Source organism: Kriegella aquimaris, from assembly GCF_900103215.1.
In the GTDB taxonomy this organism is placed as follows: Bacteria; Bacteroidota; Bacteroidia; order Flavobacteriales; family Flavobacteriaceae; genus Kriegella; species Kriegella aquimaris.
Window position 1 is genome coordinate 168871 of the sequence record NZ_FNGV01000001.1, and the last position, 23942, is coordinate 192812.

Annotated in this window: 21 protein-coding genes; 9 read left to right on the forward strand and 12 right to left on the reverse strand. The window is 38.4% G+C overall.

Annotation, left to right across the window (positions count from 1 at the left end):
* Positions 1 to 331 precede the first annotated feature (331 nt).
* Complete coding sequence (locus tag BLS33_RS00755; protein WP_143017552.1) at positions 332 to 1096, forward strand: F0F1 ATP synthase subunit delta; 765 nt, start codon at positions 332 to 334, stop codon at positions 1094 to 1096.
* Positions 1097 to 1375: 279 nt separating this feature from the next.
* Positions 1376 to 1624 (forward strand): hypothetical protein, encoded by a 249-nt coding sequence (locus BLS33_RS00760; RefSeq protein ID WP_089884312.1) that lies wholly within the window; start codon positions 1376 to 1378, stop codon positions 1622 to 1624.
* Between the two features lie 32 nt (positions 1625 to 1656).
* Here the strand turns inward: BLS33_RS00760 and BLS33_RS00765 are convergent, their stop codons facing one another.
* A complete protein-coding gene (locus tag BLS33_RS00765; protein ID WP_089884314.1) occupies positions 1657 to 3018 on the reverse strand; it encodes a transglutaminase-like domain-containing protein in 1362 nt (453 codons plus the stop codon).
* 337 nt (positions 3019 to 3355) lie between these two features.
* On the opposite strand from BLS33_RS00765, the gene BLS33_RS00770 reads away from it, so the two are divergent.
* Positions 3356 to 4216 carry a sigma-70 family RNA polymerase sigma factor gene (locus BLS33_RS00770; protein WP_089884316.1) on the forward strand — a complete coding sequence of 287 codons (861 nt, stop codon included), beginning with the start codon at positions 3356 to 3358 and terminating at the stop codon, positions 4214 to 4216.
* A 577-nt stretch (positions 4217 to 4793) separates the two neighbouring features.
* Here the strand turns inward: BLS33_RS00770 and BLS33_RS00775 are convergent.
* Positions 4794 to 5150, reverse strand: coding sequence for a hypothetical protein (locus tag BLS33_RS00775; protein ID WP_089886119.1), 357 nt, complete (start codon positions 5148 to 5150; stop codon positions 4794 to 4796).
* A gap of 281 nt (positions 5151 to 5431) precedes the next feature.
* Here BLS33_RS00775 and BLS33_RS00780 point away from each other — a divergent pair, with 281 nt between their 5' ends.
* The 4 genes from BLS33_RS00780 (at position 5432) to BLS33_RS00795 (ending at position 8873) form a co-directional block, all read left to right on the forward strand.
* The gene (locus tag BLS33_RS00780; RefSeq protein WP_089884318.1) at positions 5432 to 6682 is read left to right on the forward strand and encodes an ammonium transporter; all 1251 of its coding nucleotides are present in this window, start codon (positions 5432 to 5434) and stop codon (positions 6680 to 6682) included.
* A gap of 32 nt (positions 6683 to 6714) precedes the next feature.
* Positions 6715 to 7056: a P-II family nitrogen regulator gene (locus BLS33_RS00785; protein WP_089884320.1), complete on the forward strand. Its 342-nt coding sequence runs from the start codon at positions 6715 to 6717 to the stop codon at positions 7054 to 7056.
* 190 nt (positions 7057 to 7246) lie between these two features.
* Positions 7247 to 8146: an EamA family transporter gene (locus BLS33_RS00790; RefSeq protein WP_089884322.1), complete on the forward strand. Its 900-nt coding sequence runs from the start codon at positions 7247 to 7249 to the stop codon at positions 8144 to 8146.
* Positions 8147 to 8261: 115 nt separating this feature from the next.
* Positions 8262 to 8873, forward strand: a complete 612-nt coding sequence (locus tag BLS33_RS00795) for a DEAD/DEAH box helicase (protein ID WP_089884324.1) — start codon at positions 8262 to 8264, stop codon at positions 8871 to 8873.
* A 19-nt stretch (positions 8874 to 8892) separates the two neighbouring features.
* Here the strand turns inward: BLS33_RS00795 and BLS33_RS00800 are convergent, their stop codons facing one another.
* The 7 genes from BLS33_RS00800 to BLS33_RS00830 all read right to left on the reverse strand — a co-directional run bounded on the left by BLS33_RS00800 (position 8893) and on the right by BLS33_RS00830 (position 16489).
* A complete protein-coding gene (locus BLS33_RS00800) occupies positions 8893 to 10443 on the reverse strand; it encodes an SDR family oxidoreductase (RefSeq protein WP_089884326.1) in 1551 nt (516 codons plus the stop codon).
* Positions 10444 to 10682: 239 nt separating this feature from the next.
* Entirely contained in the window at positions 10683 to 11267 is a 585-nt protein-coding gene (locus tag BLS33_RS00805; protein ID WP_089884328.1) for a DUF6515 family protein, read from the reverse strand.
* Between the two features lie 393 nt (positions 11268 to 11660).
* Entirely contained in the window at positions 11661 to 11852 is a 192-nt protein-coding gene (locus BLS33_RS00810; protein WP_027075965.1) for a cold-shock protein, read from the reverse strand.
* Positions 11853 to 12138: 286 nt separating this feature from the next.
* Positions 12139 to 13464: a DEAD/DEAH box helicase gene (locus tag BLS33_RS00815; protein WP_089884330.1), complete on the reverse strand. Its 1326-nt coding sequence runs from the start codon at positions 13462 to 13464 to the stop codon at positions 12139 to 12141.
* A 3-nt stretch (positions 13465 to 13467) separates the two neighbouring features.
* Positions 13468 to 14799 (reverse strand): DEAD/DEAH box helicase, encoded by a 1332-nt coding sequence (locus tag BLS33_RS00820; RefSeq protein WP_089884332.1) that lies wholly within the window; start codon positions 14797 to 14799, stop codon positions 13468 to 13470.
* Between the two features lie 125 nt (positions 14800 to 14924).
* Positions 14925 to 15374: a KTSC domain-containing protein gene (locus BLS33_RS00825; RefSeq protein WP_089886122.1), complete on the reverse strand. Its 450-nt coding sequence runs from the start codon at positions 15372 to 15374 to the stop codon at positions 14925 to 14927.
* A gap of 143 nt (positions 15375 to 15517) precedes the next feature.
* Complete coding sequence (locus BLS33_RS00830) at positions 15518 to 16489, reverse strand: fatty acid desaturase family protein (protein ID WP_317039818.1); 972 nt, start codon at positions 16487 to 16489, stop codon at positions 15518 to 15520.
* 613 nt (positions 16490 to 17102) lie between these two features.
* Here BLS33_RS00830 and BLS33_RS00835 point away from each other — a divergent pair.
* Positions 17103 to 18065 (forward strand): glycoside hydrolase family protein, encoded by a 963-nt coding sequence (locus tag BLS33_RS00835; RefSeq protein WP_089884334.1) that lies wholly within the window; start codon positions 17103 to 17105, stop codon positions 18063 to 18065.
* A 79-nt stretch (positions 18066 to 18144) separates the two neighbouring features.
* Here the strand turns inward: BLS33_RS00835 and BLS33_RS00840 are convergent, their stop codons facing one another.
* Together BLS33_RS00840 and BLS33_RS00845 are read right to left on the reverse strand one after the other, a co-directional pair.
* Positions 18145 to 19452 carry a hypothetical protein gene (locus BLS33_RS00840; protein WP_089884337.1) on the reverse strand — a complete coding sequence of 436 codons (1308 nt, stop codon included), beginning with the start codon at positions 19450 to 19452 and terminating at the stop codon, positions 18145 to 18147.
* A 562-nt stretch (positions 19453 to 20014) separates the two neighbouring features.
* Positions 20015 to 20551, reverse strand: coding sequence for a CIA30 family protein (locus tag BLS33_RS00845; protein ID WP_245731235.1), 537 nt, complete (start codon positions 20549 to 20551; stop codon positions 20015 to 20017).
* Positions 20552 to 20780: 229 nt separating this feature from the next.
* Here BLS33_RS00845 and BLS33_RS00850 point away from each other — a divergent pair, with 229 nt between their 5' ends.
* Positions 20781 to 22091, forward strand: coding sequence for an MFS transporter (locus tag BLS33_RS00850; RefSeq protein ID WP_089884340.1), 1311 nt, complete (start codon positions 20781 to 20783; stop codon positions 22089 to 22091).
* Positions 22092 to 22208: 117 nt separating this feature from the next.
* Here the strand turns inward: BLS33_RS00850 and BLS33_RS00855 are convergent, their stop codons facing one another.
* Positions 22209 to 23696, reverse strand: coding sequence for a CotH kinase family protein (locus tag BLS33_RS00855; protein WP_089884342.1), 1488 nt, complete (start codon positions 23694 to 23696; stop codon positions 22209 to 22211).
* Positions 23697 to 23942: the final 246 nt, after the last annotated feature.

Sequence of the window (23942 nt, forward strand, 5' to 3'; positions counted from 1 at the left end):
TATACTCAGTGCCCTATCCCTTTTGGCAAGATCTTTGCCGAGCGAAGCCGAAGTGCTCATGGCAGTAACCATAATAGACATTGTCGTTTATATGTACCAATTAGGGGTAACCCAGAAATGTGCTATTTAATATAGTGCTTGATATTGGCTGACCGAACACTTGCAACGTAGCTGCATGATTTCCCCGAAAAGAAAGATAAAATCGGAGTTTCCGAATGATTTGTACTTATGTGTGATGTACAGGAAACAGGACTTTCACAACAAAAAATTGGTCGTGGTCTGGTGTACGGTTTTATTTGCATCAAATAATATGAATCCCAAATTCAATTTTATGAAATTAAATTTATTTACCATGTTGTTCTTCTCTGCTATCATTTGTTTTGCACAAGAAGATTTAAAAGAACGTGAAAAGCAAGCGGCATTCGATCCTGCTTACAGTTCATATTCAAGAAAAAAACCTGCTTATGTCACCCTTAAATCCGGTGAGAAAATCGAAGCTGATATCAAAGATGTCGACCGAAAAAAAGGTCAAATCAACGAGGTCAAGTTTATAAAGCCAAATGGCGAGAAACTTCGGGTCAAGGCCGAAGAGATTGTTGATCTTTACATGGCCCCTTCGGGCATGGAAAAGCTGCAACAGCAAAGCAATTTTATAAACGATGCTACCAAATGGGGCAAGAGTGATGCTTCTAAATACATGAACAAAGGTTATACAATGTATACCAATCAAATGGTTTCTTTAAAAAATAAAAAGAAAGAAGCCGAATTTTTGATGCAGGTAATCAATCCTAAGTTCAGTCAGTATATTCAAGTTTACGCTGACCCATGGGCAAAAGAGACCATGAGTATCGGCGTAGGTAGTATGAAATTGGCAGGTGGTATCGCAAAATCATATTATATAAAGAAAGGTGATGAAAAGGTATTATGGTTAACAAAGAAAGATTTTGATGAACACTTTAGTTCTTTGTTCATGGATAATGATAAGTTTAAAGCCAAGTATGCAGATCACAAATTCAAGTGGAGCTTGTTAGGAGTGTATATTTTAGACTACACAGAATTTAAAGCTGAAAGCGGAGAATTGGCAAATAGTAAATAACACAATCTTTTAAGGTATTGCATAAAAAGTAGCGGGGACATTTCCCCGCTTTTTATTGTCTTAAGTTTTCACCTCATAAGATTAAATTGACAAGCTACCGGTACGAATAGTTAATTTTCTGATAATATTGAAAGCTAACAAGCTTACTTTCAATATTTCCATTCGTTTTTATAAGCCGCACAATTTGATTAAGTTCTTGTAAATTTTGTTATATTTAATGAAATCAAGCGCTTAGTAACCGTTCTACTTGATTTTTTAATTCATATAATAATTGATATTATGAACAGATTAAAAGAACTTAAGTACTTTATTTTGGCAACCATCTTATTTAGCTTCGTTGCGGCGGGCTCATTGAGTTCTTGCAGGGACCAAAAGAAACAAGAAAATACCGAGCAGCAGGGAGAGCATCCCGAAGGTGAAGAACATCCTACGGAGGCAGGGGAAGCCAAGGAAGAACACCCTACAAAAGGTGCTGAAGAACACCCTTCAAAAGATGAGGGTGAGCATCCCAAAAAAGACGGGGAATAATATTTAAAGATCCGGTACCATCTAAAACATGGCTACCGGATTTTTTTATCAACTTTCCTGCGGAAAGAAAAAAATGTTTTAGGAAATGCCGGGGTCTCCCCTATTTCCATGACAGGGTATGCGAGAAAGTTAATTGGTCCCGAATGAGGGCCCGGTTCTATCTTAAGATCTCGTCCTCGGGTGAATTCGATACGATTTGCCGGATGCCTTCCAAAATAATAGGTAGCGAGTGCTGTGTACTTGTTGGCTTCACTAATATCGACGGGCCACCATTTTCCCTCCGCGTAAAATTCCGCCCAACAGTGATAGCCATCTATTCCACCTTCATTACGATCTGAGGGAATCGAGGCCCCTACGGCAAATCGCGATGGTATTCCTGCAGATCTGGCTAGGGAAATAAAGAGCGAATGAAACTCGGTACAATTACCGGTAAGCGCATCGCACGCATAAACGGCATCACCCGTGCCATATTTGCCCGCCTTTAAGTAACGCATATTATCGATTACATAGTCATATAAGGCTCTGGCCTGCATGATAGTGCCTTCGTTGCGTTTGTTACCAATGATGGAATCTGCTAGAATCTGAAACCGGTCACCGACAGGCATTAGCAAACTGGGATCTAAGTATCTTGTAGGCGACGCATCTTCCTCATAAGGCTTTTTCTCTTTCCTTTCAACGTTATAAACGAGTTCCAATTTTTTTCCGCTTTGTTCCGGGGAAAGTTCCATATATAATATGGAATTGCCGTAGTACTTCTCTGTGATTATTTGATGTTCCACGGGAGTCTCGATAGTCAGTAATTCAACAGTTTGAAAGCGGTCGCTCTGCGGAACGGGAATCCAAATTTTTGCCGCTGCCGTTATTTCGGGCAAGGTAACTTCGTAATGAAAGTCAAATTTGTCCTCACCCTCGATGACCCCGAGCAAATCTGATGATGCATTTTGAATAGGCATTCTATACCAAGTCTTGTCCTTACGTTGTTTCCATGTATAAAAAGGTTTCCCATTAAGCTTATGCAAGGTCGTTTCGGTCACGGTCATGCTACCCGGATCGCCTTCTAGGAAAAAATCCACATCATATACATCACCGCTGACATCGGCAAGGTCAACACAGGCAAAATGGCTTCTAGGACCCAAATTTGACAGGTATTCGGTATGTACACGCACCAATTGAAGGCGTAGCTCTTTGTCTTCTGTGGTCATTTGGAAATAACCGCCCCCTTCTGCCACCTTTTTGGCAATATTGGCTTTAATACCCGCCTCTATATCGGCGGTAACTACTTTAGGAATGTGATAATCCGCCAATGTTTTTACCTCTTTTTTTTCCTTTACACTGGAATTGCAGGCCATTACCGAAGTAAGTATGAAGAGATAAAAAATTCGAGTGTGCTTCATTTTGTAATCTGATTAAGATTTGTATGAATTTACAATAATTCTATGGTTCTCTCCATACGTAAAATGTTCCGTAGCAATCTAATCCGTTGCCGGGCTAGAAATTCCATGAATTTTCTCGGTCATATCGGAGGGTACGAAATGTATCCAATAATTCTTTTGCGGATGCTTTCAAGCATTCTTCCCCTTATTAAGTACCATAAATCTTGAAAAATATTAATTTATTTACCGTTTGAGCGGAGGCATTTGAAAAAAAATCAAATAAATTACGAATTTATTAGGAATATTGCAATAAAATCGTAGATTATAGATGAGTAATATTAATTAAAACAAATAATATATGAGGCAACTTAAGATCACTAAACAAATTACAAACAGAGATACCAAATCATTAGAAAAGTACTTTCAGGAAATATCAAAGATCGATATGATTACCGCAGATGAGGAAGTAGAACTGACAAAAAGAATACGTGAAGGAGATCAAGTTGCCCTTGACAAATTAGTCAATGCGAATTTACGTTTTGTGGTTTCTGCCGCAAAACAATATCAAGGAAGCGGTTTACGGCTTTCCGATTTGATAAACGAAGGAAATATCGGCTTGGTCAAAGCAGCCAAACGTTTTGACGAAACCCGTGGTTTCAAATTTATCTCCTATGCGGTATGGTGGATTCGGCAATCTATATTGCAAGCGATGTCGGAACAATCGCGTATGGTGCGATTACCGTTGAACAAAATCGGGGAAATCACGAAAATAAAGAAGGTATACTCCTCTTTGGAGCAGACCTATCAGCGGCCCCCCAGTGCTATCGAAATTGCTAGGGAACTTGATATGAGCGCTACTCAGGTGAAGCTTGCCATGAAAAATTCTGGAAAACATCTATCAATGGACGCACCTTTTCAAGAAGGGGAATCTTCCAATTTATACAATGTAATAGAATCTCAAGATGCAACGAGTCCTGATGCCAAAATGATGGAAGACTCCCTCAGAACAGATATTAGTCAGGTGTTAAAAACTCTTCCAATCAGAGAAAGTGAAATTGTAAGGCTCTATTATGGAATTGGAGAACCAAGTCCGATGAGCCTAAGTGAAATAGGTGAACTCTTTGATATCACTAGGGAACGCGTACGACAAATTAGGGAAAAAGCGATTCGAATTCTACGAAACAAATCACGTAGTGAAGTATTAAAAGCGTATCTATAAAAGATTATAAACCATATGTCTTTATAAATAAAGCCGACTTTTCAAAGTCGGCTTTATTTTTGATATAGTTGCAATAAATAAATTTTTGTTGCGATTTCATAGGTTATAGATTTTCGAAAGCTATCAAAATTGGCAACAATAAACGACGGGCTGGCTCAGCGCTGTGTAAAACATATTTCAGCCATACCATTTGACCGTAGCGGAAAGTTCTTGACGGTATTTTAAACATGAATAAACTATTTTCAGACGTAGCAAAACATACCCTTCCTCCTACCACTGGTCTGATAAGAGGTGTATTAAATGCCTGCCTTTTAAAGGTATTTTTGAATCTCCCGCCTTGTTCTTATTTACCGTTTGAGAGGAATTGAAGATGAAATGTATGGAAGCTGTTTAATTAAAGTCGGTTAACTTTATGCTATTTAGATTTTTTCAATCTCTTTTCTTCCTTCTTTTCTTTTGCTGTTTTTGCAGGTGCTTTTTTAACATTCTTCTTTGAATCTTGACTCTTTGCCATAATTGTAGTTTATAAATTTTTCTTATTTCTATTTAATATCAACCCCTTAATTGCGCGTATATTTTAGCTGACTTCTTCGTCACTAACTGTACTATTCCTATTCAGTAACCTATCCGAAACCTTATACCTTCCGGAATAGATAAGGTTAGGCTGTTGTTTTTTGAAATCTGAAAATGCCCTTTTATACCATTTTGGGTCAGTCGCTTTTTTCCTGTAGTCTTCATTTACTTTTACATCTAAAAAATCGCCTTCAAGCCGTGGTTTAATTTCATAAATTCCAATTCCAAACTTTTCTATGCGCTCCAATACTATTTCAAAATCCGACTCGGAAAAATAGGGTATCGAATCTGAGTCAAAACCATCATTAAGGTTTTTTAAGTTTAGAAAGATATTTTTTTCAAAAAATTCTGTTTTTTCCATGGTATACATTAGTGTCAATTGGATATCATCATCGATGATAAACCACTTATCAAGCGAAGTTAATACTCTATTTTTTAATCTTAGGAATTCTCTAATGTTAATATGCTCTATTAATCGGAGGGAGGTTGATTAACAGCACATAATTTCACAGACGGTGTGAATTCTGTCACTTTTTATGCTTTTATAGGGTTCACCTCTGAAATTCATTCCATTCTGATTTTTCGATAATTTATTGGCCATTTTACACCTTTATACCAACCATAACTAAAGTGAATTCTCACATGCAAGAACTAGTAACTACCATAGAACAATCAGAACTTATTTCAGCCATTGATACCGTATGGGTTTCTCTTTGTGCCGCAATTATTTTTTTCATGGAAGCTGGTTTTGCCTTGCTTGAAGCTGGTTTTGTTCGCGCCAAAAATGCGATGAGCATTATCGCAAAGGTAATAATGGACATTGCTTTCGGAGGTCTTGCTTTTTATATTGTTGGCTTTGGAATTGCCTACGGAGTCTCAAATGGTTGGTTTGCTTTCGACACGGGGATCACTGATGCTGATCTGGGATTAGGTTTAAGAGTTTCAAATAAATTGTTCTGGTTTATTCAGCTGGGTTTTGCCATCGCGGCGATTTCCATAGTTTCAGGTGCAGTAGCCGAACGAATGAAAGTTTGGGCATATGCTATTTTTGTGGTTATATTTTGCGGGATTATGTATCCTTTGGCCGCCAATTGGATTTGGAACCCGAATGGATGGTTGGCGCTTAGAGGCTTTAATGATTTCGAAGGCTCTGCAGCAGTTCATGCAATTGGCGGATTCGCGGCATTGGCCGCTGCCATTGTTCTTGGGCCTCGTTTGGGTAAATATGGTCAAGATGGGGAACCTGTGGCGATACCATGCCACAATTTACCGTTAGCTGCCGTTGGTAGCTTTATCTTGTGGTTTGGTTGGTTCGGATTCAATCCAGGGTCAACACTAGGTGCAGTTGGTAATTGGGAATTAATAGGAACTGTTGCTACAAATACATTTTTAGCTTCTGCGGCAGGAGGTATTTCCACCATGTTTTATACCTATTTTAAATACGGACAAATTGATATCACCATGACTATAAATGGGGTACTTGCAGGCTTGGTTGCCATTACGGCCGGTTGTAATGTGGTTGGCCCTGATGCCGCCTTGTTAATTGGTATTATCGCCGGTGTCATGGTCGATGTTGCCGTAATTCTTATCGACAAGATAAAAATTGACGATCCCGTGGGCGCTATAGCCGTTCATGGGGTCAATGGATTATTCGGCACCATTGCGGTCGGTTTATTCGCTTCTGACGGTGGATTGTTCTTTGGTGGAGGAACTGCCCTCTTGCTCACACAATGCTTAGGTGTTTTGGTTATTGGGGCGTTTTCCTTTACGATAACCTATGTTATAATGACCGTTATGAAGAAAACTATAGGGATACGTGTAAGTCGATCGGAAGAAACTGCAGGAATTGATGCCGTTTCATTCGGAGTAGAGGCCTATGCCACTTTTGAATAATTTAGCTCGAAGAAAATTTAAAGTATAGAAACATGAAAAAAGTAGAAGCCATTATAAGACCCTCTAAATTAAAAGCTGTTCAGCGTGGATTAAAAGAGGCTGAGATTCCGTGTATTACCGTTATTCCAGTAAAAGGAACCGGATTACAGAAAAGTTACTCTGAGCGTTATCGCGGTACAGAACAATCCATGATATTGCAAAGTCGTGTTATGATTATGTGTGTTATTAGTGATAGCAACTTAGAAAAATGCATTAATGTAATTAAAGAGAATGCTACTGAAAACCAAGTTGGCGATGGTAAAATTTTTATTTACCATGTCGAAGATGCGATTCGCCTAAGTAATGGCACAACAGGGGTCGATGCAATCATCTAGATAAAAGACACGGTTTGCCCGCTTTTGCCTTTTATCCTTTAGAAGCATGTTGGTTTATCCATCCATCGACTGAAACAATAATCAATAAAAGGAAATACCCTTTAATAATTAGGGTAGCATAAGTCGTTTGCATAATCCATTAAATAACATAGCCTCTGAAGCATAAAAAACCAATATCTTCGCGCGCTCTATGTGGATGTACCTTGGTCTTTTAGCCGCCCTATTTTTAGGTTTACACAACCTACTTAAAAAACACGCCGTTCAGGGGAACGAGGTTTTCCCCGTACTTTTGGGTACGATTTCGTCGGGTTTTTTATTGCTGCTTCCGTTTTATTTGGGTTCTGTATGGTTTCCAGAGTTTATGGTCAACATACAATTTTATATCACTGATATCCCGTGGCAAACCCATGGTTACCTCGCTATAAAGTCAGCTATAATGGCCGCCTCTTGGTTGTTGGCTTATCAAGCTTTAAAACATTTACCCATTACCATAGTCACTCCTATACGTTCGGCCGGACCTTTTTTTACGTTTATCGGGGCGATTACCATTTATCAAGAAAAGCCCAATGGGCTGCAATGGGTTGGGTTTTTTCTTATCATTTTTTCGGTGTTGCTCTATTCCAAAATCGGTAAAAAAGAGGGCATCCATTTTAAAAGTAATAAATGGATATTCGCTATTATCGGAGCTACCTTTTTAGGCGCTTCCAGCGGACTCTACGATAAGTTCTTGGTTCAAAGCTTGGCTCTAAACCCGCAAACCTTACAATTCTGGTTTTGTTTCTATACGGTAATTATTATACTGATTATTTTAAGTGTCACCTGGTTTCCCAATGCGGAAAAGAGAAAAGCATTTACCTGGCGGTGGTCCATACCTCTAGTAGGTGTGTTATTGCAGATTGCCGATTACTTCTATTTTAAGGCCCTGCAAGACCCTGAAGCATTGATTATGCTGCTTTCGGCCATTAAACGCAGCCAGATACTTATTGCGGTAGTTGTGGGCGGATTGTTATTTAAAGAGCAGAATAAACGCAAAAAACTGGTTCCTTTAGCCGGCATTATGTGCGGTGTTTTTTTGATTTTATATTCCTAATATAAACTACGGATAATAAGTTATGCTTGATTTTTAACTTTCGTCGTTCGTTGGCAGTATATTTGCATTTTTAGAATATCCAGATTTCGATTTAAAATTATATTAGATAAAAGGTATGCCATTTAAGAAATTACATTCCCACTTACTTGATTGTTTAGCGCACCAGTCTATAGAAACCCCCACTCCATTTCAAAAAAGTAGTATCCCTATTATAAAAAGTGGTTCCAATGTGTTTTGCTTTGCTGCGGAAGGCAGTGGGAAAACAACGACCTTGATACTAACTACCTTACAAAAACTAAAGTGTGAGGCGGTGGGAAATGCGCCAAGGGCCATTATTCTAGTAGAAAACAAAACGAAGGTTTTAGAATTGTATGATGCTTTTATACCATACACTCAGTACAGCACATTAAGGATCTATGCCAGTTACGAACAACTACACATAGATGTTCAAAAGTCAGAGATTTATATGGGAATCGATATTCTTATTACCACCCCTAAAACCCTTCAAAAACTATTTTTGACCAATGGAGTAAGTATTTCAGAATTGAAAATATGCAGTATAGATGATGCAGAGTTTTTATCGAAAAAAAGTGATGCTACCAGCTTGATCGTTATGGCCGAGAGCATTAAAAAATGCCAGTTCGTTATCTACGCCGAAAAATCGCATCCACAGTTGAATCGTTTGGAAAACCATTTTATGGAGCATTCTAAATTAGTTCAAAAATAGAACGATAAAAACCATCGTTTTACCAAGAAATCGGAAAGTAGTCTTTTAAGAATTTCCCGCACCAATGTTTGCCGGTATTGATGCCGTCAAATAAGGGGTCCACTACCCTGGCAGCGCCATCAACAATGTCCAAGGGTGGCTGAAAATCATGGACTTCTTGTTTCTTTTTAGCTAATTCGGCAGGATCTTCATCGGTGACCCAACCTGTATCTACAGCGTTCATATAGATGCCATATTTGGCAAGGTCACCAGAAGCGGTATGCGTTAACATATTTAAGGCTGCTTTTGCCATATTGGTATGCGGATGACGCGATTCCTTAAAAAACCTATGGAACTTACCTTCCATGGCAGAAACATTGATGATATGTTTTTGCTTTGTGTTTTCCTTTTTCATTACTTCGGCTAGTCGGTTGCACAAAACAAAAGGAGCAACGGAATTCACCAATTGTACTTCTACCATCTCCGTAGTTTCTATGGCTCCCAATTTTAAACGCCAGCTGTTTGTTTTACGCAGATCTACCTGCTGTAGATCGGCATCAAGTCCGCCTTCGGGAAAAACCTCTTTGGTTACTAAGCTTGCATCAAAACTATACGGAATCTGAGATAATTTAGCGGAAGAGCGTAAGCCGATACCAGGTTCTGGACCGTGCCAAGAAACCGGCATATTTTTATTGGAGGAAGCGGTGGTAGTCAATTCGGTCAATTCTTCCAAACAGCTCATATGGTCGGCCAATACATCTTGTGCAAATTTGGGCAAGGTTTCAAAAGACCGTTCTTCATTACCCATTAAATGGGAATAAAAACCTGCGGGACGACGTACCGTTTGCGCAGCATTATTAATGAGGATGTCTAGTTTTTCGTAATTCTGTTCGATATAGTTACAGAAAATCTCCACACTGGGAATGTGCCTTAAATCTAAACCATGGATTTTTAAACGATGTCCCCATTCCATAAAATCGGCCTCTTTCGAAAAACGTAAGGCTGAATCGACCGGAAATCTGGTGGTAGCGATAACGGTCGCCCCACCCCGCAGCAACATTAGGCTAATATGATATCCTATTTTCAAACGAGAACCGGTGATAACTGCTACTTGGCCCTTCACATTGGCCGTTTGAAAACGTTTTGTATAATTTAGGTCACCGCAATCAGTGCACATGGTATCATAAAAATGATGCAGTTTGGTGAATTTGGTTTTGCATACGTAGCAATCTCTGGGAGATTCTAATTCAGGGGTATCTTTTACGGCCAAATCAGCGGCAGCGAGCAATTTAGGAGCAACAAATACCGCAGCTTCCCGGGCATATCTAATACCGGTTTGATTACGGGCGCTTTTGTCTTTCGCTGCTTGTTTGCGTTTTTCTGCTTTTTTGGCGTCCTTTTTTCTCCGGGAGAACTCCTCCCTACTAGGTCTTGATAATTGACCGGATGCCTTTATCAATGCGGTTCTCTGCGCTTTAGGAATTTCAAATATTTGATTTGTATGAGCAACCAATCGCTCTAGAACGGCAATACACTTTTGTACTTCCTCTAAAGTTACTTCTTGAGAATCATTCAATTCGTCACGCTTCATTCCTCCTATTTTTATCCTTCGTATTCAGCTACTTAAACCTATTTTACGCCGCGCGAAACTACATCATTATTCGCAACGCTTGATGTATTTGTGGTCTTTTATTTTAATTGAAATAATAATTGGGTTTCCTAATTAAACAACACGCTATACATCCAGACAAAACTTTTTAACATAAATAAGCGCCTACCGTTTTGTGGTAGGCGCTTGACTTTTATATTTGATTTTTCTTTTACTTGTACCTATTCCATATCGATAATACCAACTACTTCGTAGGCCCTAGTACCATCTACCTGTACTTTTTCATATAAAATATTGGCGTATTCGTAATAGGTTTGTCCGTCTATAATCACTTTTTCATAATCATCGGGTAATTCGTAAACTATTGTACCTATTTCTGGTTCAACCACTTCATATTCATTAGCAATCTGGGTATAAAATGTGCCTCCGACATTGAAATAAATATGATTGTTATACCGGATTTGGCGATAGCCTGGAGGTAATGTATGTATTCTAAACCCTATTTTAGGAGCTATTACGATATAGCGACCTCTAGAAGGTGTATAATATCTATTATTTGCATAATAGTAATTTTGACCCTTGTATTTAACGACCTTTCGGTTGGGAATCGTTCGTACCGAAACAACTTTCTTTTTTGGTGTTTTATAAACTACGCGTTTACTTGAGACCCTATTAGGTGTTTTTTTGACAACAGTTCTGGTCGTTTTTGTCGTAGTTGTACGTTTGCGTGTTTGCGCAGTACCGGTAAAAATAAACCCAACGAGCAATAAGGATAATACTAGGTATGTTTTGCTATTTGTTTTCATAAATCATAAGTTTTAAAAGGTTAAACTTTCATCTATTCGATTACAACTTTGACTTTCATATTCAATCTTGGTTTAATATTTACAGCTCTTATTTGAGGTAAACTAGACAAATGGTTGGTTTCTATCTATGAAACTCCAAATTCTATAGATGCAAGAAGGCGTATTTTGTCGAAAACGCCCATTTATTCTAAACCTCCATTTTTAGCTAGATTTCCCATCAATTTAGGAAGGTTATGATTTTAGATAGTATTTGTACCCAATTAACTGAATAAACTTGATGTATGCATACGCATGTGCCTTTGCTTGAGAAATACTTCTAAAAAAAAAAAAATTTATGCCACAAAAAAAGCCCATCAATTAAGATGGGCTTTTGTAAAACTTAAAGTATATGTATTAGATAACTTTTACGTTCACTGCGTTTAATCCTTTGTTACCTTCTTGAAGATCGAATTCAACTTCATCGCCTTCGCGAATTTCGTCTACCAATCCAGAGATGTGTACAAAATGATCTTTTTCAACGCCTTCTTCAGTGATAAAACCAAATCCTTTGGTATCATTGAAAAATTTTACTGTTCCTTTACTCATTGTAATGTAATTAAAATTTATAATACTATTTGAAATGCAAAGATGGTGCCATTTTTCCGACATTCAACATTTTAATTTACTTATTTTCAAAGTTTTATAATTTTTCTTTTTAAGTATTCGTTTAATTTCTTGCACATTGGCCTGTTAATCTTATGTTTGGGGCCAGGTAGCTGTACCATTCGTTGGTAAAGGTATTTTTTTGAGAGCTATGTGTAATAACACTTGTGTCATTCAACTACCTCTCAACTACGTTCAGATATAGTGCAGATTGCAATCTATTCATACCTTATAAGATGGTGATACGAACTTTTTTGTTCTTCAAACGGGAATTGTTCAGCTTTTGCACCAATTGATTGGAAATCGACAAGGGAACGGCTACAAATGCACAATCTTGTTTCAACTCAATGACACCCAATTGGTCTTTATTTAGCCCGCCTTGCTTAAAGAATAGGCCGGCAATATCGCCTTTTGAAACTTTATCTTTCCTTCCTCCTGAAATAAACAGCGTTTCCCAATACTGAGGCTGCTGCAGGGATTTTGGGGCAGCTTTTTCTGAAATAGTTATGGTTTCGGAATTTTTGATAAATTCTGGCACATACTCTTTTTTCCATTGTAAAACATATGCGGTTCCTTTAGCAGCTACACGTGCCGTTCTCCCATTACGGTGCGTGAACTCTTCAACTGCTCTCGGAAGTTCATAGTGAATGATGTACTTCATTTCAGGAATATCTATTCCTCTTGCCGCTAAATCGGTCGCAATGAGCACTTGACACGTGCCATTTCTAAATTTAATTAAAGAACGTTCCCGGTCCCGTTGTTCCATTCCTCCTGAAAAACAGGTATGATTGATTTGATTTTTATTTAAGAATGTGCTTACCCGTTCAATACTGTCTTTAAAGTTGCAAAAGATAATACCAGGTTCATTTCCGATGTAGAGCAACAAATCCACCAAAGTCTGCAACTTATCCTTATCGGGTGCTATTACTGTTTTGATGGCCAGTTTAGATTCCGTTTTAACACCTAAGTAATTGATGATACTCGGCTTATTCAACCCAACAAAACTAGGGATTTCAACACCCTGTGTTGCCGAAGTTAGAATACGTTTTTCAAGATTTGGCAATTGATTTATAATGGTACTCATTTCACCTTCAAAACCAGTTTCCAACGATTTATCGAACTCGTCAAGAACCAAGGTTCTAATATCCGCTTTCGAAAAACGGTCACTACCAAAATGATCCGCGATTCTACCGGGTGTTCCGATTAAAATAGCTGGTGTATGTTTTAATTCGATCTTATCTTTGGAAATGGGCCTACCACCATACACCGCATTGACCTTAAAACCTGAACCCATATTACGAACGACTTGTTCGATCTGTATGGCCAATTCTCGTGATGGAACCAGAATCAAAGCTTGTACTTCGGTGCATTCCGGATTAAGAGTTTCGATAAGGGGTAGTAAAAATGCCAATGTTTTGCCCGTACCCGTTGGGGAAAGAAGAACGGTATTCGCATTTCTTTCAATTACGGAAAGTGCTTCTTCTTGCATTGGGTTCAATGCGGAAATTTTTAGTTTATTTAAAATACCCTGTTGTTCTCGAATGTTGTTGGCCATGGATTATTTCTTTTGAGAATCCTCTGTTTTTGGACTTGCCGGAGTGTTGTGCATCACATGGTCGGCCAATACCTTTTCTATCAATTCATCCTTCGTCAAATGATGGAAAATGGTTTTTATTTTTTCCTTGGTTTCTCCAGAAACATTGCGATTAGGTTTAGTCTTAAATATTCTCTTGGCCCAGAGCACCAGATTGGTTTCTTCCCTATCTTCGGCATCCTGTTTTTTCAGTTCTGTGAATACTAGACCCAGCTCCTTTTCAAATTCAGGTATATCTTGAATTTCTTCTTCTTGTATGATGCTTACCGAAAGTCCCTTCGCCCCTGCTCTAGCCGTACGACCACTTCGATGCACGTAGGCTTCATAAGTATCTGGAAGATGATAATTAACTACGTATGAGATTTCCTTAACATCGATTCCACGTGCTGCCAAATCAGTTGCCACAAGAATATCGATAAACCCTTCCCTGAACTGCCCCATAATTCGATCACGTATCCCTTGCGACAAACTACCATGAATAGACCCGGAAGATAATTTATTGATAGCCAGTTTCTTTGCCAATTTGTTGACGGCCGCTTTGGTCTTACAGAAAATAATACCACGTTCTCCTTCTTTGGAATTTAGAAAATGCAGTAAAACTTCCAACTTTTCAATAGGTTCAACAACAATATATTTATGATCGATACCTTGATGCCCCATTTGAGCCATATCCGCCTCTAGGTGCACCACATGCTTTGACATATAGTTCTGTACCAATTGTTTCACGGTTCCGGGCATAGTAGCCGTAAACAATAGTGTTCTTCTTGATTTTGGCATCTCGGCATCCAGTGTATCCAAGTCGGTTTTTAAGGCGGTCACCATCTCATCGGCTTCATCCAAAACCAAATACTTTAACTTTTTTATACTGACGGCCTTACGCTGAATTAAATCAATCAATCGCCCAGGCGTGGCCACAATAATGTGGGTAGTTTCTTTTAGACGTTCTATCTGAGGTTTTATAGGGATGCCACCGCAAACGGAAGCAATAGATATCGTTGGACTGTGGGAAGCAAAAGAAACCAAGTTCTCATAAATCTGTTGCCCTAATTCCCGTGTTGGGGATAATATGAGTGCTTGTACATCATCATTTTCCGAATCAATCAATTGTATCAATGGCAAACCGAAAGCCGCAGTTTTACCGGTTCCCGTTTTTGCCAAAGCAACTACATCCTCTTTTTGATTCAATAGTATCGGAATGGTTTTTTTTTGAATATCCGTGGGAACAGAAATCTGTAAATCTACTAAACTTTGGAGTACTTGTTCGTTGATTCCTAAAGCGGAAAATTGTTTTGACATAAAATAAATTTAAGCAAAGATAGGCACAGGAAGTGCGCGATTCATGTTAAGCGAGGTACTTATTCTTATAAAAAGGGCCTCGAAGAGAAGATGCCCTTGTAATGCGATCGAATGATAATCCCAGCTTAAGCCTCTTGAAGCGTACGTTTTGATTTTCTAAAAATATAATTCGGATAGATGCTACGTTTAGCAAAACGATTCAATTTGTTAGAATTGACCATCTTAATATATATAGGTTTTGTGACGCCAAAGTACTCGTATGTAGTACCGTCTAAAAAGGTGATTTCCAAAACTAAACCTTTGTGTACGTAATCTGCTATTCCTGAATTAGTTATAGTTTCTGTGTAGGCATCTTGGTTCGCGGCTATGGTTTCAGGAGCGATACTTACCAAAAAATGGTAACCATCTATAATCGTTCGGCTATTTACCTCGGCCTCTTCGCGTTTGGCATCGCCTTCCTGAAACTTGTCAGGGTGCCATTCTTTTACCAAAGTACGGTAGGTTGTCTTAAGTGTTTTAAGATCAATCTCCCTTTCAACACCAAATAACTTCTTATATTGACTTATGCGCTTCATAGACCCATTTTTTTGAATCGGCGAAGCTACGTCTTTATTTTGAACCACTTAGCGTAAATTCTGCGTTTTTTCTTCTTGTTGAAATTGATGCCCCTTATTTCTTACAATTAGAAAATTATGCCCACATTCTTGTTAGACACTACTTACTTTCTGCCTAGCATCCGGAGCATCTTCGTATGGTCCCAAATAGCCTGGCCAACGGATTTTTTAACATGATAAGGCATGCCATATTCATGCGCAGTTTCCGATACGATTTTTGTTAGCTTTTTATAGTGAACATGACAGACATCGGGCAACACATGGTGTTCCACTTGATAATTTAAACCGCCTATGAGCCAGAATAAAAGATTGCTATTTGGAGAGAAATTGCTGGTAGTAGCAAATTGATGGCCATACCAATTATCGTTTATTACACCTTGCTCATCAGGTAGTGGAAACTCATTAACGGGCATAATATGCGCTATCTGAAAAACGATACTGACTAAAAGACCGGTAACAAAATGCATACTTAAGAAAGCCAAAAGAACTATCCACCATGAAAATGGAACCATGATCATAGGAAGTAACAACGCATAGGAATAATAAAGTAGTTTCCACAATGTCATGCTCACCAGATTCTTTTTATATTCATGTTTTTTGTCTAAAAAACCCATGTCTTTGTAGCGTTTTAGGCGTACAAAATCTTTTGTTGTAATCCACGATATGGTCGATAAAGCATAGAAGAACCATATATAGATGTGCTGAAACTGATGAACCCAATAATGTTTGGCATGTGGTGAAAACCTAAGAAAAAAAGGTGCATTTAAATCATCGTCCGCATTTTCTATATTGGTAAAGGTATGGTGTAGCACATTGTGCTGTATTTTCCACACCGTTGCATTAGCGCCAATAAGGTTGAACGTATAGCCCAAAAGCGTATTGACTTTCTTGTTTCTAGAATACGAGCCATGAATGGCATCATGCATTACACTCATACCGATGCCCGCCATTCCAAATCCGCTTACTATATACAAACCAAAAACCATCCAAACTGTAGTGGCCAAACCTGAAGCAAGCACTATTAGCGGTACAAAAAATAAGGCCAACATGACCACAGTTTTTATAACCATGGTCATATTGGCATTTCTACTTTTATTGTGGGTCTTAAAATAGTTGTTTACTCTATTTCTTAATGTTTTTGAAAAATTGGAATTTATCTCCCTTGAAAATTTTGGATTATCGATACTATTATTTTTTTAATTAATTTTTTGCTACTTCAGAACCGTATGTGAGCGCAAATAAGAGAAGTGGTGCATACTTATCAATTTACAGGCTATTGCATAAAAGCTCCGTAAGGAATCAGATCATCAGGTCTGAAATACAATCAGTTATAAAAATGAAGAAAGCGAAGGATTGATTAAAATCGTCAAAAATTAAAAAAAGAAAAGCTGTCTAAATGATTAACTTTGTAAAGATAGGCTAAATTACCGTCAGTTCTATAAAAACCGATTAAATTATTGATTTTCAGTTTTATATATTATATAATCCATGTGCTCGAACGCTTCTTTCGTTTAGTATTCTGGTGTTGCACCTAAGTAAAACGACGAAAATTAAGAAATAATATTATACTCTATATTATTGGTTTGGCAAATGCCATGAAAATGAAAAGTAAAAATCCACAAGCATTTTAAAGGACTTTACTATCTTTCTGTCCATAAATTATCTAAGAACCATAAATACCAAGATCCTATGAAATTATATTTTTTTCTAATAGTTGGTGTCCTAGTTTTTACGTCGTGTAATGACAAGTCGAAATCAAAGGAAAAAAGCACCGATACTCACGAAATTGGTGTCTCCGCTATGGCGGATGCTCCGTTTCCCGAGGAATTAATACAATTCGAGACGTTGCCACAAAATCCCGTATTTGAAGGTACAGGCGAGAATACGTGGGACCAAAAGATACGCGAAAGAGGCTATATTTTGAAGGAAGGCGATACTTATCATATGTGGTATACGGGTTTTCAGCCGGGCGGTTCTCCACTCGCCCTTGGTTATGCAACTTCCCAAGATGGAATTGCGTGGACACGCTATGCTGACAATCCCGTTTTTGATGAAAGCTGGACGGAAGATATGATGGTTCTAAAAGTTGGTGATACCTACCATATGTTCGCAGAAGGAAAAGGAGATGTTTCCCATCGGCTTACGTCTACAGATGGCATTCATTGGGAAGATCACGGGTCTTTGGATATTCGTACCTCCAATGGAAACCCTTTGAGCGAAGGGCCCTATGGAACCCCGACGGTATGGAGGGAAAATAACACTTGGTATTTATTTTACGAGCGCAACGACCTGGGGATTTGGCTGGCCACCTCCGAAGATCTTGGGGTATGGACGAACGTGCAAGATGACCCCGTTATTGCCATGGGACCTGAAACATACGACCAATATGGGCTGGCCGTAAACCAAATTGTGAAATATAAGGGATGGTATTATGCGTACTATCATGGCACTGCCTTTGAAGATTGGAGCGAATGGTCGACAAATGTGGCCGCTTCCAAAGATTTGATACATTGGGAAAAATACCCTCAAAACCCAATTATGGGTGAGAATAGGTCAAGTGGAATATTGGTTCCGGAGGGGGAACTGTTCCGATTATATACCATGCACGATAAGGTTGAAGTGCACATGCCAAAAAACAACTCGGCAAAGTAATTGGAGCAAATATTTAAATTGGCAGCAATTGGCTCTAAATTAAAAAAAATAAATTCCGTTTTACAGGAACATATTTTAACTAATACTTTGGTAAATAGCCCTCAAACCGGATCATTTTATTATCGTCTTGCTGGTAGGTTATCGGTTTGGGTTGCAACCAATCGACCAGTATCTCTTTAATAGAATAGGCGAAAAAATGGTTCCCTGAGGGTGTATAATGTCCATTAAAATAACGCTTCATATACGCTTCTAAAGTAAGGTTGAAACTTTTGAAGTCTTTTAAATGCACCTCGTTCATGTCAAAAAAACGATAACCGTTGGATTGAATAAAATCAACAATCTCTTGATCATAACGAGGCTTTCCCGCAACTAAGGATTTAAAAACGCCATAGGGGTCAAAATGTACTAAAAGCAGTTCTTTTCCATGCTCCTTACAAAAGGTGTCGGTTTTTTTTAAAATATACTTTGTGGCTTCAAAGGCATACTTGTTTTTCAAGGCACTTGCCGTTTTCATCATTTTTTTGGGGCTTGAAAAATCAATTTCAGGTAATTGCAATATTTCAGCAAGTTTTTTCAAACCATTGATATCTACCTCTGAATTAACTATGTCGTCACTTAACAAGTGAAGCTGTACCATCAAATCATCCTTCAGGTTTTCAAACATAAATTCAGGATCAGACATTTTGTAAAGATCTTCCTTGACAGCTACTCTATTTTCCTTTTCAACCAATTGTCCAGTTTCCAGGTCCATTTCAATATTGCACCAGAAATTGCCGTGAAACATATACCCCCCATAATCGTTCCACTGCTTATAATAAGTAGCATAGCGACACCTGAAGACACTTCTCATATAATCATCGCCCCACATGTACAGAATGACATATTTTGAGTTGTTATCGACTTTTTCACGTCTTATTAATCTTCTATAGGCCTGGTATACCCCAAATCCACCCATTCCAAAATTTTGGATGGGTTCGCCAAAATGACCAGCCAAATATTCTTGCCATGTCTCACCATCGCTTACCTGATGACAATGCGTAAAACTATTTCCATAGGTGTTGATTCGACAAGGCTTGTCGGTATATATGGTGTTTGTTCTTCTGCCATCGGGCATAACGGTAGACAAGGTTGAGCTATTATCTATGCCGTCATGTGGCATATAGTTACCTAGAATATAACCGACTTCGGGGTCGAACTGTGCCCAAGAATTCTTGGAGAGAAAGATATCGAGTTCAGCTCTAGGAACGGCACTATTTCTTAGGTATTCCGCATACGACTTTTTACCGTTTTTTAGGTGGCTACCGCGAAGAAAATCAGGAAGAAGGGAAGCACTACTCATTGCTATGGCTCCCAATGTATTCGATTTTAAGAAATTTCGCCGATGCATTAGTCGCTTTAAAATAAAACGTTAGTAAATCATTATGCGAGGCCTAGATAGCAGCGCTGATTTTTAAAGATAGTAATTTTATACGAAAAAAAACCTTATGCTTATGCAAGTGGGTAGTACTCTCTTGCGAGTTTTATCCAATATTTATGGGTTTCTTTTAAATGCCATACTTTATTTAAATTACCCGCCGTGCCCATGACCCACTTATACAATAATCATATTACTGCTTTTACAGGTGATTTTGATATAACTTTCAAAACGATTTACCTGAAATCACATGCTTCCATTCCTTACACAATTAAGAATAAATTGCATCTTTTTGGTTAAGCCTAAAGCGGAGTTGTACTGATTATATAACATGCACGATAAGGTTGAAGTGCACATGCCCAAAAAAAACTCGGTAAAGTAGTTGGAGCAAATATTTAAATTGGTAGCTATTTGCTCCAAATTAAAAATAAATTCCGTTTTACGGATGGTAATCTAAGTGAAATAGTTTTTAATGAAAGATTTGCTTGTATTCTAATACAAACTATCAATATTGGATTTTAAATTGTTTTTATGGCTACTCCAAATAAATTTTTGAAATTTCAAGGGAAAAATGCTCTTTCCGTTTATTGCCAATTAATAAGGCTACCTCTTTCATAACCTCGCCAGAATAATTGGGTTTGTCTAAGGTATTGCCCCTGAAACTGGGATAAAAGCTATCCAAAGGCAACCTAATGGTTTCCCAACTTCCTGATGTCTTAAAACTTTTGATATAAGAATAGCGTTGGGAAGCATCGCTTTTGATTCGAAATTGATAGGTTTTACCATCCCCCCTTACCCTTAAAATAACCTCTTTAAAATCTGAAACATCTTTTGTATTGAATTCATGGCGAATCGATGAAAACCCGCCATTGTTGGCAGTGGTTACATAACCATGGTAAAGTATATTTCCCGAATCGTTAAGAACTAGTGAACCCTCAGACAATCCACCCATTACCCCATCATTTACAACATACCAGTTAGCGGTGCTTTTTGCATTCTTGCAATCGAAAATAGAATTTGAATTATCTTGCCCCATAGCACTTAATATCATTAGTAATATTACCAGTTTCATTATTTTGTTTAATATTTTATACCATATTATAAACAAAAATCACAACTATTTGACCTATCCCCAAAAATTTAACTGTAATTTATGTAATATTGATAATCTATAAATTTGATTTTATAACCCTTATTTGGCATTGTTATCATTGTTTTCTAGGCTTTACAATATGTCTCTTAACCATGCTGATTATCAAGACGCGCCCTGAGTAGTATACTCTTTCTGTCAAATTCATTATATGAAGAAATCTATCTGGACCGAGCAATTATACGACTTCTTAAACAATGAAGAAGATGCCCGTTCGTGTAAGGATATAGATGAGAATGCTTGCCAGTATACGCCCAAGAATTACTTTTTAATCATGTTCAGCAATACGTTGACGAAGTTGGGTGATACATTGAGCAATCCGAAGACAGTGCTGACCTGGGTAATGAGCTATGTAAATGCCCCGGTATATTTGATCAGTTTTATTGTGCCCATACGTGAATCGGGTTCCATGCTGCCACAAATAGTGATTGCAAGTTATATTCGAACTAAGGAAAGACGCAAATGGGTCTATGTTATCGGTAGCATACTGCAATCGTTCAGCGTCATGGCCATAGGCATGGCAACTCTTTATACTTCAGGCGTAAAAGCGGGTTGGTTGATTATCACGTTTTTAATTGTTTTCAGTCTTTCACGTGGATTGTGCTCTGTTGCCTCGAAGGACGTATTGGGAAAGACAATTCCGAAGAAGAAAAGAGGAAAGTTGAAGGGCTATACGGTTACTGTTTCTGGAGTTTTGGTACTAGCAGCGGGACTCTTTCTTATGTATCAAGCTAGAAATGGGGCCGATGTTACCTTTTATAGTTATACTATTTTCTTTGCCAGTAGTATGTGGTTGCTTTCTGCCATTATATATGCCTTTATCGAAGAGTTTCCAGGGGAGACTTCCGGTGGTGAAAACGCATGGAAAGAAGCCAAGGCGCGAATTTCAATCGTTAAAACAGATACTAGTTTTAGGAATTTTATCATTGCAAGATCGCTATTGCTATGTTCGGCACTTACGGCGCCATTTTATGTTTTGCTGGCACAAACGTATTTGGGCAAAGAGGGATATCTATTGGGCTTGTTTATTTTGGTAAACGGATTGGCCTCTATCGTTAGTGCGCCCATTTGGGGTAGAATGGCGGATGTGTCAAGTAAAAAAGTAATGTTCATTGCTTCCTTAATTGCATCTACTTTGGGAATAGTCATGGTCGTATTGATTGCATCGATTCCCTCATTGAGAAACGCCTTTTGGTTGTACCCAACAGCTTTCTTTATACTAGGCATAGCACACAGTGGTGTACGTTTGGGCCGAAAGACATATATCGTAGATATGGCGGGAGGAAATAAACGTACGGATTATGTTTCTGTAAGTAATACTATAATTGGTTTTATTCTTTTGATTACCGGAGGCATAAGTGCCGCGGCATCCGTGATTTCAACGGAAGGCGTCATATTGATTTTGTCCCTATTAGGAGTTCTAGGTGCCTATAGGAGTTACCGGCTACCGAATGTAGAATAACAATGCGTTCTTTTTACCTGAATAAAAAACACAAAAAATCCGGCTATTTCTAGAAATAGCCGGATTTCAACTAGGGGAACTTAACTACGAACCAAGCCAATGGTTCAACTCAAAAAACTAATCGTTAAGATAATTACTTACTGCCGTGGCACGTTCTGAAACATGACTGTTCAGTTGACTTATGGCCGCTTGAAAATCGGAACTTGAATTTAAAAAAGTATAGCCAGTAACTTCAGTGGTTGCATAGGGTTCCAATAATGTGGCATAAGTAGCGTATTTAGCTTGTATGGTACTCACATTAAAAGCGTTATCCACCACCTCTTGCAAATAGGTGTCGTACTGTGCCTTATAGGTTGCATCTTCATACAGATAACCGATTAATGGCCATTCAGTATCATTCAAGTCAGAGAAATCTAAGGCCAAAGACCCCTGCATATTGCCTTGTTGCAAGGCCTCGTTATTATCCCAAGGAATCCATGATAATTTTTCGGCATCTGGGTTGTTGTAGAGGTAATAATTGTGCGTCATTCTTCCGTAGGTATCCCAATTTTGAATGACCGTATTTACCGCTAAATACTTTAAAAAGGTATCGGTATCAAAAACGGACTCTAGATTGGTGCGCCATGTTTCAGGTTCCGTAGTTCTATTATCGGCATGCAAAGCAGTAAATACACTTTGTATATCGCTAAAATCAGCTTCATCTTCATTCGTTTTCTTTACAAATACATCTTCTGAAAACGTACCCTCGGCAAAACTGGCCCCGGTACCATCGGGTTTGTATAAATTTCCATCATTATCACTAAATTGAGTGTCGATAACCGTATCATCTACTTCTTCTACCATAGTATATACACCAAAGTACAATGGTCCATCACCATGATCAACATATACAGTATAAAAAGCGGTGTGCGAACTAGCAACTCCTGCATCCCTGAAAATATCGGCGGCAACTTTTTCACGTAACATGGATTTATCGTTGTAGTTATTTTTTAAACTCAATTTTTTAAAACCATTAAAACGTTGATTGTCTATTTGTGGGTATTCATCTTCAAATTCATCAAAATCTAATTTAAAGGATAGCTTTAGAATTCCGCTGGACCAACTAGATTGCAAGCTTGAATTACCCTTAAAACGGACACCTACGCGATACCACTCCTTGCCTTCGTACAACACCTCTGCAGGAACAAAAATAGGGTCTTCATCTACCTCGGTCAATCCGCCGCCGCCAGGCCCGCCATTTGGCGGACCACTGGCTCCAGGCCCTCCTCCACTACCTCCAAATTCACCATAGAGGTCCGTCATGTCATCCAGCATACTTTGCCAACGGTCTTCGGTAACAATTATATCGATACGCTTTACAGCTTCATCTTCAAATACTTCGTCATAATTTGGATCTGCCGATTTGCTATGCGTCTCATCGGTCCAGTCGGTTGTTTCAAAATCGGTATCTGCATACGCCTCGACATAGACTTCGTCGTCAATACCGTCTATCTCTTCGGTGGTTTCCGAGTTTCCATCAGTGATTTCTGCTACATCATCATCTGAACAGGAAATTATAAATGTGAAGTGTATTGCCAATACCAGCAATAGGGCTATTTTTTTCATGATACAGTTTATTTATGGGTTATGAACACCGCAAAGATGTGGATAAGAATGACATTGTTTTTAAGGAATCAGTGAACGGACGATTCTTTTCTGTGAATGATTGCCTATGGACCACCAAGTAAAACATAAGATTGTTCTAGATTGGTGGAAAACGTAAGAATGGAAATGAAATATGTAAAATTATTCTAAAAAGAAGGCCTAAGTTTATCTATTTAACTTCCAATTTGAAATAGTCTAACCTATTAC